The following is a 14,319-nucleotide window of genomic DNA, read 5'->3' as shown; positions in this document are numbered from 1 at the left end:
CACAGCGGGCGAGTCAGCCGATCCGTGCCCGCAGCAAGTGCAACGGGTCCGAACTGTCGCGGCGGCCGCGGGGCCCGGGCCCTTCGGGGTCGGTGAGCCGCCCGGCGTCGGAGCGGGTCCACTCGCGTACCGCCCATCGTTCGGCGATGGCCCATCTGCCGTCGCGCAACTCCATCAGATCGACGTAGCGGCAGCCGCTGGTGAAATCGTCCCGGCCGGGCGCGCCCCAGTGGGCCGCCGTGGAATACGATTCGCTGATCGCTCGGTCGCCGTGCAATTCCACCAGGTGATTGCCGATGTGATGCATGGTGCCGCCGATCGCACGGAGTTTCGGGCGCACCCAGGTGATGAAATCATCCACCGTGCCGTCGAATCCGGTGTGGTGGTCGATTCCGTCGGGATGATAGGCGCCGCGAACCAGATCGAAGTCGAGCCGGTCGATGCCACGGCAGTAACGCAGCACTACCTCGTAGATGGCCTGTTTGTGCAGTAGTTCCTGCAATGCGTCGGTCACCGGGATGCTCCTTCTGTCATTCGTGCCCGAGGCTGATCATCCAATCCAGTAGTTCGGGCAACCGATCGGCTGTCCGGCCGAATGCGGTCGGGCGGAAGACAACAGCCGTGGCCCCGTTGCGCCGGAACTGCTGCGCCGACCGTGCGGTGGCGTCGAGGTCGGCGCTGCCGTCCGGGCGCTGCACCGGCGTGAGGGATACCTGGATACGTGCCGTGCCGGGGTCGCGACCGTATGCGGTGAACCTGTCACGCAGTAGTGCGACGCTGTCGGTGAATCCGGGCAGGTCGGTGGGGTTGACAGACCAGCCGTCGGCGACGCGCGCGATACGGTCGAAGTTGCGGGGGCTCGGGCCGAGACCGAACAGGATCGGGACCCGTTCCTGCACCGGGAACGGCAGGCTGTGGAAGTTTTCGAAGGCGAAATTGCGTCCGGTGAACTGCGCCGGCGCATGGGTCCACAGTTCCCGGCAGGCGCGCACAGTGTCCTCCATCCGGCCGAACCGGGCGTCGAACGGCATACCGGTGGCGGTGTATTCCGCTTCCTGCCAGCCCACACCGAAACCCATGGTGACCCGTCCGCGGGAGAGGCGGTCGAGGGTCGCGATCTGTTTTGCCAGCAGTACGGCGGGCCGGACGGTGGCGATCAGCACCGAAACACCCAGCTGTGCCCGCTCGGTGACGGCGGCCACGGCCGACAGCAGGGAGATCGGTTCGTACCACGGGTGGTCGAGCGGGAACGGGAAGTTGTTCTCCCGCAGGCGCTGTGTGTGGGCGTCCGCGGCGAAGCCGAGGTGATCTCCGGTGGAGATCAGGTCGATTCCGCGTCGATCCGCCTCGGCCGCCAAGCCGGGGACACAGCTGATGTCACCGCCGAACAGAGCCTCGGCGCCGAGAAGGTTGAGCCCGATTTCCATGACCTCATCTCAGCCCTCCGAGACGGGGGAAGGAACCGGTCTTTCCGTTGGGTGAGACCTCGGCGGGCCCGCAACCGGTTCGCGGATTAGCGTCCGGACCACGTCGCGACAGCCGTGCACGGCATAGGAGAACCACGATGGATTTGCGGGAGTCACCCGAGCACCAGGAGCTCAGGCGAGAATTGCGTGCCTATTTTGCGGAGCTACTGCCCGCAGACGAGCGCCGCGCCGCCGGTGAACAGGGTGTGGGCGGCGACCGGTTCCGCGAGATCGTCAAGATGCTCGGCGCCGACGGCTGGCTGGGGATCGGCTGGCCGGTGGAGTTCGGCGGTCAGGGCCGTTCCATCGAGGAGCAGTTCGTATTCTTCGACGAAGTCCAGCGTGCGGGGCTGCCGTTCCCTTTCGTCACCGTCAACACGGTGGGTCCGACACTGCAGAAGTACGGCACCGATGAGCAGAAAGCGAAGTACCTGCCCGGGATCCTGGCCGGCGATATCGTCTTCGCAATCGGCTACACCGAACCCGGCGCCGGCACCGATCTGGCCTCGCTGCACACCCGCGCGGTACGTGACGGCGACGACTGGGTGGTGGACGGCAACAAGATCTTCACCTCCGGTGCGAATACCGCCGACTACATCTGGCTGGCCTGCCGCACCGATCCGGAAGCCCCGAAACACCAGGGCATATCGATCCTCATCGTACCGACCGGCGACCCCGGCTTCTCCTGGTCACCGATCCATACCGTCGGCGGTCTGACGGTCACCTCCACCTACTACTCCGGCATGCGCGTCGGCGCCGATGCCGTGGTGGGTGAGCCGAACGGCGGGTGGCAGCTGATCACCGCGCAGCTCAACCACGAACGTATCGGGCTGGCCGCGCTGGGCGGACGCACCGAAGGTCTGTGGCATCAGGTTCTGGACTGGGCCCGCGATACCGGTGCGATCGAAACACCATGGGTGCGGCAGGAATTCGCGCGCACCCACGCGAAGCTGGTGGCGATGCGGTTGATGAACTGGAAGATGACCGCCGCCGTCGCGGCCGACACCCTCTCCGGTGCGGACGCGGGCGCCACGAAGGTATTCGGCACCGAGACCCATATCGACGTGTACCGGACACTGCTCGGCATCCTCGGGGCCGCCGGCCGGATTCGACCCGGAAGTCCCGGCGCGGTCCTTGCCGGGCAGATCGAGCAGATCTCCCGGCAAGGGGTGGTCAACACCTTCGGTGGCGGGGTCAACGAGGTACTGCGGGATATGGTCGCCACCCTGGGGTTGGGGACGGTCAAGGCGGGCCGCGGCCGATGAGCGTACTCGATACGTTGAACACCCTGGTGGGCCGCGAACTGCAACCCACCACCTGGGCGCCGGACCCGGTGAACACCGCCATGATCCGGCACTGGGTGGAAGCCATGGGCGATACCAACCCGATCTACCTCGACGACGATGCCGCCCGCGCCGCCGGCCGCGAGGGCCTCATCGCACCGCCGACGATGGTGCAGGCGTGGACGATGCGTGGATACGCGGCGACCGCCGCCGGTCACACTGCCTCCGAGGTCGCCACCCGACTGCTGGACACCTTGGCCGAGGCCGGGTTCACCTCGGTGGTCGCCACCGATTCCGAACAGGAATACTTCGCCGAACTACGTCCCGGCACCCGGATCAATGTCAGCGAAGTAATCGAATCGATCTCCCCGGAGAAGAAAACCGCGCTCGGACCCGGGCATTTCGTGACAACCGTGAAAACGTACCGGGACCAGAGCGGTGCGGTCGTCGCCACCCAGCGGTGGCGCATCCTGCGGTTCCGGCCCGCGGCGAAAGAGCCCCCTCGCGCACTACGGCCACGCCCGGCGATCAACCAGGACAATGCCTTCTGGTTCGACGCCGCCCGGCAACACCGCCTGGTGATCCAGCGGTGTGTTTCCTGCGGGACGCTGCGGCACCCGACCGGACCGATGTGCGGGCACTGCCGATCACTGGACTGGGACACCGTCGATGCCTGCGGCCGCGGCGTCGTCTACAGCTTCGTGGTCAACCACCATCCGCGGCTCGACGCCTTCGACTACCCGCTGATCGTCGCTGTCATCGAACTCGAGGAGGGCACCCGGCTGGTTGCGAACATGGTCGGTGCCGCACCCGGGGAGATGCGAATCGATATGCCCGTGGAACTGGACTGGATCGACGCCGACCCGGAGCTGACGCTACCCGCGTTCCGTCCGGTCACACGCGAGGAGAACTGATGGATTTCGCCTTCACCGAGGAGCAGGCCGCGATCCGCGACCTGGCCGCCGACATCTTCACCGGGAAATCGGGTCCGGAGCGCGTCCAGGCCGTCGAGGCCTCGGCGGAGCGGGTCGACCGGGACCTGTGGCGCGAGCTCGCCCGCGCCGGTCTGGTGGGGATCGCGCTACCCGCCGGATCCGGCGGCGGAGGGCTGGGGTTCACCGAGCTCTGTGTGCTGCTCGAACAACACGGCCGCAGCGTCGCCCCCGTACCGCTGTGGGAGACCGCGCTCGCCGCGGCCGCCGTCGCCGAATTCGGCACCCCCGAGCAGCAGAGCAGCTACGTGGTTCCCGCGGCGGCCGGGGACCTGTTCCTCACCGTCGGGCTCGAAGAGTTCGGTCCCGCCGATCCGAGGACACCCGAGACGTCGGCGCACCGATCCACCGACGGAACGTGGGTGATGAGTGGTGCGAAAGCGGTGGTCCCGGCGGCGCATATCGCCACCCGGGTCGTGGTCTCGGCCGCGACGCCGACCGGAACCGGCCTGTTCCTGGTCGATCCCGCCGGCGCCGGCGTCCGAGCAGAGACCAACGAAACCACTACCCGCGCGCTCGCCGCGAACCTCACCTTCGACGATGCCCCGGTGGAACACCTCGCCGAGGGAGATTCCGTGCAGTGGCTGGTCTCCCGGGCCGAGGTCGCGCTGGCGGCACTACAGGCCGGCGTGGGGGACGCCGCGGTAGCGCACGCGGTGACCTACCTCAACGAACGCCACCAGTTCGGGCGGCCACTGTCGACTTTCCAGGCCGTGAGCCATCAACTGGCCGACTGCTATATCGATCTCGAGGCGATGCGGGTCACGCTGTGGCAGGCGGCATGGCTGCTCGGTAGTGGCGACGACCCCGGTACAGCGGTGCCGGTGGCCAAATGGTGGGCCACCGACGGCGGGCAGCGCGTCGTGCATCGCGTTCAGCATGTGCACGGCGGGATCGGGGTGGATATCGACTATCCCGTGCACCGGTACCTGCTGTGGGGTAAGCAGATCGCCGCGACCCTCGGGGCCGCGAGCGCCGACCTCGCCCGCCTCGGCGACCTGCTCGCTCGCCCGGAGGTGACGGTGTGAGCGCGGCGGCGGATATCACGGTCGGTACGGTTCTTCCGGAGCTCGCCATCCCGCTCACCCGCACCTTGATCGTGTCGACGGCCATCGCGAGTCGCGACTACCAGGACGTCCACCACGACCCGGATCTGGCGGTCGAACGCGGCTCCAAGGATGTGTTCATGAATATCCTCACCACCAACGGGCTGGTGGGTCGTTACGTCACCGACTGGGCGGGACCGCGGGCTTCGTTGCGTAAGGTTGCCATCCGGCTCGGTGCCCCCAACTATCCCGGCGACACGATGACGTTGAGTGGTGAGGTGACTGGTAACGCCGACGGTGTGGTGTCGGTGCAGGTTCGCGGCACCAACAGCCTGGGCGATCATGTGCGCGGACTCGTCACCCTCGTCTTCGTGGAAGGGGAAGCCCGATGACAGTAGGCGCACTGTCCGGCGCAGCCGCCGTCGTCGGTATCGGCGCGACCGAGTTCTCCAAGAACTCCGGCCGCAGCGAACTGCAACTGGCCTGTGAGGCGATCGTCACCGCGCTCGCCGACGCCGGTATCGACCCTTCCGAAGTGGACGGCCTCGCCACCTACACCGCCGAAACGAACGGTGAAGTACTCGTCGCCCGCAACTGTGGGCTCGGGGAACTGAAATTCTTTTCCCGCGTCGGCTACGGCGGCGGCGCCGCCTGCGCCACGGTGCAGCAGGCGGCGATGGCCGTGGCCACCGGGGTGGCCGAGGTCGTCGTCTGCTATCGGGCGTTCAACGAGCGGTCCGGTGTCCGCTTCGGTCTCGGTCAGCACGACCGGCCGATGGACAGTACCGCCGACCGGGCGGCGTACGCCTGGCTGACCCCGCAAGGACTGTCCACCCCCGCCCAGTGGGTCGCGATGTTCGCCCGGCGGTATATGCATCAGTACGGTGCCACCAGCGAAGATTTCGGCCGCGTCGCCGTGGCCGCCCGCGCTTTCGCCGCGAACAACCCGGCCGCGTGGTTCTACCGGCGGCCGATCACGCTCGCGGATCACCAGAATTCTCGCTGGATCGCCGAACCACTGCATCTGCTGGACTGCTGCCAGGAAACCGACGGCGGTCAAGCACTCGTCGTCGTCTCCGCCGAACGCGCCCGCACCCTTACGCACACACCAGCGCTGATCAAGGGCGCCGCGCAGGGCAGCAGCAAAGACCAGCACATGATGACGAGCTACTACCGGCCCGATATCGCCCGCATCCCCGAAATGGGTCTGGTCGGCCGGCAACTCTACGGGCAGAGTGGCCTGCAACCCGCCGATATCGACGCCGCGATCCTCTACGACCACTTCACGCCGCTGGTGCTCCCACAGCTCGAGGAACTCGGCTTCTGCGCGCCCGGGGAGGCGAAGGATTTCATCGCCGACGGTAACCTCGCACTCGGGGGCCGACTGCCCACCAACACCCACGGCGGCCAGGTCGGGGAGGCCTACCTGCACGGCGTCAACGGGATCGCGGAGGCCGTCCGGCTGCTGCGCGGTACGTCGGCGAACCAGCCCGACGGCGTGGAGAACGTTCTGGTCACCGCGGGAACCGCGGTGCCGACGAGTGGCCTCGTGCTCGGTGTTGCGTGAGGGGCGTAGCAGACCGGGGCCGCGCCGTATGCGTTCCCACTCGCCGCGAGACGCCTTTCAGGTCGCTGTGCGCATGGGGTGGGCACAGCGAGTGCCGACCCCGCCTCGATCACCCCGGGAGACCCCGATGAGTTATGACCCGCCCGCCCGTCCTACCGTGCGCACGGCGGCCGACGGCAGCGTGCTCACCTCGGCACCGCAGGACACGCCGGTCGATCGTGCGACAGCGGCGGCGCGGCGGGTGATCGACGCATTGCTGCGCACCGACCGTGCGAACGCGAACCTCGATCGGGTGGCCGAGGAGCTCGACAGTATTGCCGATCATCTCGAGCAGCATGCTCCGCAGGTGGCCGAACGCCTGGTGGACATGTGGCACGGTGAGGGTGTCACACGTCATGACCCGGTCACCGGCCCGGAGAACGCGATCGCGCCGCCACTGGTGCTCACCGGCCGCGCCGACGGATCGGTCGACGGTGTGGTCACCCTGACCATCCCCTATCAGGGCCCGCCGGGACATGTGCACGGGGGAGTGTCGGCCCAACTGCTCGATCACACGCTCGGGGTCGCCAACACGTGGGGCGGCTGCAACGGTCCTACCGCGCAATTGAATGTGCGGTACCACCGCCCGACACCGTTGTTCGTGCCACTCACAGTCAGTGGCAGGCTGGTTTCGCAGGACGGCAACAAGATCACTTCCGTGGGTGCGATCCACACCGCGGACGGTGAGCTGTGTGTCTCCGTCGAGGCCCTGTTCATCGATAAAACCGTCGCACGACCCCGCACAGCAGGAGCACCGGTACTCCGCTGGACTGCGCCTGACCCGCCCGGCCGGGTGGGTGACCCTATGCGAGAGGGGAATCCGGTTCCGCCGGCCCCCGCGGCCGTCGAGCCGGACCGCCCCCCGGCCCCTGGAGGAGCTCGAGGGAGCCGGCCTTCGACCCGATAGATCCAGGGCTGGTCGAAATGGGCGGATATCTCCGGCGCCGCGGAGTAAGCGGTCGTCCCGTCGGTGACCGGACGACCCGGCACTCGGGTGCATCGCATCGCGCTGTGCCGCGGTCATCCCGCGCGATGCGGCGGGATCGTGGTCAGGTCGCGCAGGCAGGGCGCCAGGATGAGCGTGCCTGCGCGGCCGCTCGTCAGCCTCGCTGCAGGCGGAGCTCCCGGACTGCTTCCTCGAGTTCACGGATATTGCGCTGTAGGTCGATGAGCGCCGGCTCGCCGGCGGGGCCCTCGGGTGCGGGCACAGCAGGTGGTCCGGACGGAACCCCGAGGGTGGAGGCGGCGGGCTTCCGGGCCGCGTCTCCAGTGGCGAAACCGTCGAGGAAGACCCCGATCAGATCGTGGCGGAGCCGATCGGCGCTGGTCGCCAGTGAGTCCCGGTGGAAGCGGACGGTGAACCAGACCGATTCGCGCAGCATCCGGTGGAAGTGGTGCGGGTCGACATCGGTCCGGAATTCCCCGGTTTCGATACCGCGTGCAATGGCGTCGGCCCAGTACTGGTTGGCGCGGCGGACGGCGGTGGCGATACGGCTGTCGGCGGGTTGCGACGAGAGTGTGCTCTCGTTCTGGTAGATCTCCGTCGCGTAGGGGTGGTCGGTGGCCGATTCGAAGGAGACCGCGATCATCCGGTCGAGCCGCCCGCGGGCGGTTTCGCCGGGGACGAGCGCGGCTTCGTAGCGGTCGTTGAGATCGTCGATGAAGGTGATGACGATTTCGAAGACGATCGCATGTTTGGATGCGAAGTGGTGGTACAGGCTGCCCGAAAGGATCCCGACCTCGTCGGCGATATCGCGCACGGTGGTGCGCGCGACACCGCGTTCGCTGAACAGTTTCGCGGCGTGGAACAGGATGGCCTCTTTCCGAGTGGGTGACACCTGGCGTCTCCTCGTGTGCCGTGTTGTCCGGTTCCCGATCAAGCACTTGCTCGATTCGAAGGCTACACGACCGCGCAGACCTGCTTGTCCGTGAGTGTGCGGGCCTGGGAAAACACCGGTTGCGAGCCAATCCGGCCGGGTGTCGACTGCTGTGCAACAGCCAGCTGCTATGACCGAATGTGAGTTGTGCTGTCGCGGTCGAGTCCTGCGATACGGCGCGCTTCGGCCGGTCGGTGAGGGATATCCCGGGAAACCGTTGACAGGCCGCTGTGATCCATCTAACGTTCCAAGCAAGCGATTGCTTTGTAGCGCCCTAACAGTGCTTGGTTCCTCTGTGGTGAGCGCTGATAACCAAGCAGCATGCAAGGAGAGAGCATGGGTCTCGGTTCATTCATTGCGGTGATTCCGCCGGTTTCCCCACAACGACACAACGACGGCCGCAGCGACCGACCCGAACTCGTCCGGCCGCAGTCGGAATCGTGATGAGCGGCCCCCGCGATACCCGGACACCGGTCCGGCCGGCGCATCGGTGAATCCCCTCCGGTAGCCACCGGACCGCGGGAACCCAGCGACTTCTCGGCTCCGCGGTAACACAGACCACGGACCATGAATCCATACCTGCGCGGACACCGGCCGCGACCCCGGAACGTCCGGCGACCCACCGCCCCGTACCCCGGCCGGACACCACACCCCGAGCAGCGGCCCGAGCAGCCGCCTACCGGCAGATATCCCCACGTGATCGGGCCATTCCCGATGTGCGCAGCCCGCACCCCGGCCGCCCGACCCGAAGCTCACAGCTTGTGTGAAAGGAACTTTATGAACCGCAGAAGGTTTCGCCGTGCCCGGCATCTGATGGCCGCGGCCGTGGCGACGCTGATCGTGTCCGGTTGCGGGGGCGGACCCATCGACGGCGGTTTCGGCGGCCCGATCGGAGAAATCGATCCGGACGCCATCCTGCGGATCACCAGCAGCTCGCCTACCAGGAACCTGGACCCCTACCTGCAGACCAGCTACGGCGGCTGGGGGTATTTGACCGTTGTCTTCGACCGGCTCACCACCGTCGACAAAGACGGGAAGCTGATTCCGGGACTGGCGAAATCATGGCAGTTCGCCGGGGACGGATCGTATCTGGAGTTGAAACTCCGCACCGATGTCTCCTTCCACGACGGTGCGGCCTTCGACGCCGCAGCCGTGGCCGCGAATATTCACCGAGGCCAGAACATGGAAGGCAGCACGGTCGCCGACGCCCTGCGGAACATCACCTCGGTCGAGGAGGTCGACAACTCCACCGCCCGCCTGCATTTGCGTCCCGGTACCGGCGTGGAACTGCCAGGGGTGTTCAGCACCAACGTCGGAATGATGGTCAGCCCGGAAACGATCGCCGCGGGAACCGATATCCGCAACGATCCGGGCGGCTCCGGCTCCGGCGGCTATGTGGTCACCGAGTACGTGCCCGAGGAATCGCTGTCGCTGGCGCGAGCCGGCGGCGGCCCCAACTGGGATCCGAAGGCCGGCCGGCTCGCCGGGATCGAGTTCGAATGGATCCCCGACGCCCGGACCCGGCTGAACGGAATGAAAACGGGAATGACCGATCTGAGCTGGGTCAGTTCCGCAAACGAAGTCATCGAAGCCCAGACGCTGGGGCGGAACCGGACTCTGGGCGTCGACGAGGTCGTCTTCCGCAACGTGCTCGGCCTGTATATGCGGCCCGACGGTGATCTCGCGAAACCGGAAGTCCGGCAGGCCGTGGCTGCCGCCATCGACCCCGCGGCCGTCAGCGCGCTGTTCTCCGGAACATGCACACCCCACCGGCAGCTCTATCCAGCAGGCAGCTGGCCCGCGGACGAAAACTACACCTACCCGTATCAATACGATCCGGACAAGGCCAGGGCCCTGGTGCAGGCAGCCGGCGGCGCGCAGATCGCACTGACCTTCGCCGCCGGCACCAACACCGAGAACACCGCGAACGTCCTGCAATCGACCCTGTCGCAGGCCGGTATCGACACCGACCTCAACCCGGTCCCCAACACGCAGAACGAACCCCGCTATATCGCCGGCGATTTCCCCTCGATGGTGGCCAACAGTTTCAACGCGAAGGTCGATCCCGCGGAAACCGTGAACACCTTCCTGTTCGGTGCCTACGCCCTCGCCAACGGTAATCAGCAGATCCGGGATCTGACGACCCGGGCAGCCGACCCCACCCTGACAGACACACAGCGCGCCCCGCTGTACCACCAGGCATGGGACCTCACGCTGAAAGAAGCCATGTTCGTCCCGATCTGCAATCAGACCAACGCCACACTGTTCACCAGCCAGGTCGTCGGCGCACAAGACATCCCATGGGCGGATCTCGGAATCTTCGATATTCGCCATGTGGCAATGACCAAATAGTCCGCCGGAAGTATGAGGAGATCCTGTGCTGCGTTATGCCGGGCAGCGGTTACTGGCGGCGATTCCGCTGCTACTGATCGTTCCGTTGTTGATATTTCTGTTGATGGACCTGGCTCCGGGCGATCCGGCGGTGGTGCTGGCGGGGGAGAACGCGACACCGAAACGGTTGCGAGAACTACGCGAGAACCTCAACCTCGACGAGAACGTCTTCGTGCGCTACCTGGACTGGGTCGGGTCGGCGTTACGCGGCGACCTCGGTATGTCGCTGTGGTCCAACCAGACGGTGACCGAACTGCTGCTGCGGCGAATGGCCACGACCCTGTCGCTGGTGTTGTTCGCGATAGTGCTGGCCGTGACGATCGGCCTGGTCCTGGGCATCCTGGGCGCACTGCGGCCCGGCGGTGTTGTCGACCGGGGGATCAACGCCCTGGCTTCGGTGGCGATCGCCATCCCCGCCTTCTGGTTCGGACTGGTCCTGGTCCTGCTGTTCGCGGTCACGCATCAGATATTTCCCGCGTTCGGCTATGTGCCGATATCGGAGGGGGTCGTGCCGTGGTTCCAGCACCTCGTGCTGCCCGGGGTGGCCTTGGCGCTGCTGCCCGCCGCCGAGGTGACACTGCAATTGCGGTCGGCGCTCGGCCAGGTCCTCGGCAGTGACTACATCCTCAACGCCGAAGCCCGCGGACTGTCACGAGCAAGCGTGATCGGCAAACACGGGCTCAAGAACGCCTGTATCCCCGTGGTGACCGTACTGGGCTTCCGGGTCTCCGAAGTACTCGGCGGCGCAGTCACCATCGAGATCATCTACAACATGCCCGGCCTGGGCAGCCTGGCCGTCAACAGCGTCCAGAACCACGACGTACCGGTGCTCCTCGGTTTCGTCCTGTTCACCACGGTCGTCGTCATCCTCGTCAACCTGCTCGTCGATATCTCCTACGGCTACTTCAACCCGAAGGTGCGTTCATGACCGCGACCACACCGGCAGCCACCGGCACCCGGCCCGGGGTCGGCCGCAGAGTATTCGACTTCCTACGCCGCCGCCCCGTCACCGCGACCGCGGCACTGTTCGTCGCCCTGCTGATACTCGTCGCGATCTTCGCGCCCTGGATCGCCCCGCACGATCCGTACACCCAGGACCTGCTGCACCGCCTGCAACCCCCCGACGCCCGGCACCTCCTCGGTACCGACGACTACGGCCGCGACGCGCTGAGCCGATTGATCTTCGGCGCCCGCATATCGTTGACGGCCGCCCTGCAGGCGGTGGCGCTGGCACTGATCCTCGGACTGCCCCTCGGCGTGATCGCCGGCTATCGCGGCGGCTGGGTGGACACCCTGCTCACCCGGCTCATGGAAGCCCTGATGAGCGCCCCGTCCCTGGTTCTGGCCATCACGATCGTCGCGGTCCTGGGCTCCGGAATCACCAACGCGATGTTCGCGGTGGGCCTGGTGATGGCGCCCCGGTTCTTCCGCGTCGCCCGAGCCTCGACGATGGACGTCCGCGGCGACACCTATATCGAGGCCTCCGTCGCCTTGGGGTGCAAGCCGTCGCGGATCATCACCCGGCACATCCTGCCGAATGTGATGCCCCCGATCGTCCTGGTCATCTCGGTGTCCCTGGGCACCGCCGTCGCCGCCGAGGCGAGCCTGAGTTTCCTGGGCCTCGGCGCGAAGGCCCCGGCCGCGAGCTGGGGGTCGATGCTCAGCACCGCCGCATCGAATATGCAACTCGCCCCGCACCTGGTGTGGCCACCGGGCGTGATGATCTTCCTGACCGTGCTCGCATTCACCTACCTCGGTGACGGTGTGCGCCGAGCCCTGACGAGGAGCCGCAATGGCAGTAGCAACTAACGAACTCCAGCTGCCGCAAGACGCTCCCGCCGGCACCCTGCTGCGGGTCCGCGACCTCACCGTGCAATTCCCTGCCGGCCGCGGCCGCTGGACCACCGTCGTCGACGGCGCCTCCTTCGACGTCGGCGCCGGCGAATCAGTGGCCCTGGTCGGCGAATCCGGCTCCGGGAAAACCGTGTCCTCCCTGGCAGTCATGGGGCTGACCGCGCACACCGGCGGCCGCATATCCGGCGGCTCCGTGGAATTCGAAGGCCGCGACCTCACCGCGCTCCCGCCCCGCGAATGGCGCACACTACGGGGCACCGGGATGGGCATGATCTTCCAGCAGCCCATCCGCAGCCTCAACCCCGCCTACACAGTGGGCGACCAGATCGCCGAATCGGTCCGCAGACACCTCGGCCTGGATCGCCGGGCCGCCATGGCCCGCGCGGTGGAAATGCTCGAGCTGGTCCAGGTACCGCGCGCCGCCGAACGGGCCCGCGAATATCCGCACGCCTTCAGCGGCGGAATGTGCCAGCGCGTCATGATCGCCATGGTCATGGCTTGCAACCCGCGGCTGCTCATCGCCGACGAACCCACTACCGCACTCGACGTCACAGTGCAGGAAACCATCCTCCAGCTCCTACGGGACCTGCAAGAACAGACCGGCATCGGGCTGTTGTTCATCACCCACGACCTCGCTGTGGTCGCCGAACTGTGTCGGCGCGTGGTCGTCATGTACGCGGGCGAAGTAATCGAAGAAGCCGACGCCGAAGACCTGTTCTACACACCCCGCCACCCGTACACCGCCGGCCTGCTGGCCTCCATCCCGCACCCGGGCCGCAACCGCGACAGGCGCCTCACTGCCATCGAAGGCCGAGTACCGGTCGCGGGCGAATGGCCGCCCGGATGCCGGTTCCGGGAACGCTGCCCACACGCCCGGTCCGGACTGTGCGACACCACCCACCCGGCGACCATCCCCACCGGGGACCGGAGCACCGCGCGGTGCCTGCGCACCACCGAGATCGAACTACAAGGAGTGCAGCAACCATGAGCCTGCTCGAGGTATCCGATATTTCGAAGTCGTTCTCGACAGGCCGCGATTTCCTCGGCCGCCGCACCGGCTGGACCCACGCCGTGCAGAACGTCTCCTTCCACCTCGGCACCGGCGAATGCCTCGCGGTGGTCGGCGAATCCGGGGCCGGGAAATCGACCGTCGGCAGAATCGTGCTGCGACTGATCGAACCCGACACCGGCAGTATCGCCTTCGATGGCCAAGATGTACGCGCCGCCACACCCACCCAGCTCCGGGCCCTGCGCCGCGGCATGCAAATGATCTTCCAAGACCCGCACAGCTCACTCGACCCCCGCATGAGCATCCTCGACGCGGTCGCCGAACCACTCGTCGTCCACACCGGCCTCGACCGCAAAACCCGCACCGCCACCGTACGAACCCTGCTGGACAAGGTCGGTATCGGCGACCGCTACCTCGCCCGCTACCCGGCCGAACTGTCCGGCGGACAGCTGCAACGCGTCGCGATCGCCCGCGCACTCACCCTGAAACCCAAAATGATCGTCTGCGACGAACCCGTCGCCGCCCTCGACGTATCCGTTCGGTCCCAAGTACTCAACCTGCTACGCGACCTCCAGGAGGAACTCGGATTGGCCTACCTCTTCGTCTGCCACGACCTCGCACTGATCGAAGTGATCGCCGACCGGGTCCTGGTAATGGCAGGCGGCAGAGTCGTCGAATCGGGCACCGTCGAGGACATCTACCACAACCCCCAGCAGGAGTACACGCAAAAACTATTGGCAGCCATCCCCGTACCCGTCCCGCGTAGCGCGCGGCACTGACCCGGCCGCGGAAAAC

At 66.9% G+C, this 14,319-nt stretch carries 13 protein-coding genes and 1 pseudogene; 11 read left to right on the top strand and 3 right to left on the bottom strand.

Features of this window, described 5'->3' with window-relative positions; genetic code table 11:
* Positions 1-13: 13 nt before the first annotated feature.
* Both NS6_RS01670 and NS6_RS01665 read right to left on the bottom strand, forming a co-directional pair.
* Positions 14-514: a nuclear transport factor 2 family protein gene (locus tag NS6_RS01670; protein WP_068035520.1), complete on the bottom strand. Its 501-nt coding sequence runs from the start codon at positions 512-514 to the stop codon at positions 14-16.
* A 16-nt stretch (positions 515-530) separates the two neighbouring features.
* Positions 531-1,427 carry a TIGR03619 family F420-dependent LLM class oxidoreductase gene (locus tag NS6_RS01665; RefSeq protein ID WP_068035518.1) on the bottom strand — a complete coding sequence of 299 codons (897 nt, stop codon included), beginning with the start codon at positions 1,425-1,427 and terminating at the stop codon, positions 531-533.
* A gap of 137 nt (positions 1,428-1,564) precedes the next feature.
* Here NS6_RS01665 and NS6_RS01660 point away from each other — a divergent pair, with 137 nt between their 5' ends.
* From NS6_RS01660 to NS6_RS01635, 6 genes and pseudogenes are all read left to right on the top strand, one after another.
* Positions 1,565-2,731 (top strand): acyl-CoA dehydrogenase family protein, encoded by a 1,167-nt coding sequence (locus NS6_RS01660; RefSeq protein WP_068035516.1) that lies wholly within the window; start codon positions 1,565-1,567, stop codon positions 2,729-2,731.
* Positions 2,728-3,663 (top strand): bifunctional MaoC family dehydratase N-terminal/OB-fold nucleic acid binding domain-containing protein, encoded by a 936-nt coding sequence (locus NS6_RS01655; RefSeq protein WP_068035514.1) that lies wholly within the window; start codon positions 2,728-2,730, stop codon positions 3,661-3,663. Before NS6_RS01660 ends, NS6_RS01655 begins: the two co-directional genes overlap by 4 nt.
* A complete protein-coding gene (locus NS6_RS01650) occupies positions 3,663-4,769 on the top strand; it encodes an acyl-CoA dehydrogenase family protein (RefSeq protein ID WP_068035512.1) in 1,107 nt (368 codons plus the stop codon). The genes NS6_RS01655 and NS6_RS01650 overlap by 1 nt, the downstream gene beginning before the upstream one ends.
* Entirely contained in the window at positions 4,766-5,179 is a 414-nt protein-coding gene (locus NS6_RS01645) for a MaoC family dehydratase (protein WP_068035510.1), read from the top strand. The genes NS6_RS01650 and NS6_RS01645 overlap by 4 nt, the downstream gene beginning before the upstream one ends.
* Positions 5,176-6,354 (top strand): lipid-transfer protein, encoded by a 1,179-nt coding sequence (locus NS6_RS01640; RefSeq protein ID WP_068035508.1) that lies wholly within the window; start codon positions 5,176-5,178, stop codon positions 6,352-6,354. The genes NS6_RS01645 and NS6_RS01640 overlap by 4 nt, the downstream gene beginning before the upstream one ends.
* A gap of 127 nt (positions 6,355-6,481) precedes the next feature.
* Positions 6,482-7,135: pseudogene (locus tag NS6_RS01635) on the top strand (PaaI family thioesterase); the annotation flags it as partial.
* Positions 7,136-7,493: 358 nt separating this feature from the next.
* Here NS6_RS01635 and NS6_RS01630 read toward each other — a convergent pair.
* Positions 7,494-8,231, bottom strand: coding sequence for a TetR/AcrR family transcriptional regulator (locus NS6_RS01630; protein ID WP_068035506.1), 738 nt, complete (start codon positions 8,229-8,231; stop codon positions 7,494-7,496).
* Positions 8,232-9,047: 816 nt separating this feature from the next.
* Here NS6_RS01630 and NS6_RS01625 point away from each other — a divergent pair.
* From NS6_RS01625 to NS6_RS01605, 5 genes are read left to right on the top strand one after another with little or no spacing between them, the layout of a single operon-like run.
* Positions 9,048-10,622 (top strand): ABC transporter substrate-binding protein, encoded by a 1,575-nt coding sequence (locus NS6_RS01625; RefSeq protein WP_068035504.1) that lies wholly within the window; start codon positions 9,048-9,050, stop codon positions 10,620-10,622.
* Between the two features lie 25 nt (positions 10,623-10,647).
* Positions 10,648-11,589, top strand: a complete 942-nt coding sequence (locus NS6_RS01620; protein WP_068035502.1) for an ABC transporter permease — start codon at positions 10,648-10,650, stop codon at positions 11,587-11,589.
* Positions 11,586-12,470, top strand: a complete 885-nt coding sequence (locus NS6_RS01615) for an ABC transporter permease (RefSeq protein ID WP_068035499.1) — start codon at positions 11,586-11,588, stop codon at positions 12,468-12,470. Before NS6_RS01620 ends, NS6_RS01615 begins: the two co-directional genes overlap by 4 nt.
* Positions 12,454-13,503, top strand: coding sequence for an ABC transporter ATP-binding protein (locus tag NS6_RS01610; protein WP_068035496.1), 1,050 nt, complete (start codon positions 12,454-12,456; stop codon positions 13,501-13,503). The genes NS6_RS01615 and NS6_RS01610 overlap by 17 nt, the downstream gene beginning before the upstream one ends.
* A complete protein-coding gene (locus NS6_RS01605) occupies positions 13,500-14,303 on the top strand; it encodes an ATP-binding cassette domain-containing protein (protein ID WP_068035494.1) in 804 nt (267 codons plus the stop codon). The genes NS6_RS01610 and NS6_RS01605 overlap by 4 nt, the downstream gene beginning before the upstream one ends.
* The last annotated feature ends 16 nt before the right edge of the window (positions 14,304-14,319 follow it).

Source organism: Nocardia speluncae NBRC 108251 (assembly GCF_001613245.1).
Taxonomy (GTDB): Bacteria; Actinomycetota; Actinomycetes; order Mycobacteriales; family Mycobacteriaceae; genus Nocardia; species Nocardia speluncae.
This window is presented reverse-complemented; position numbering and strand designations above follow the sequence as displayed.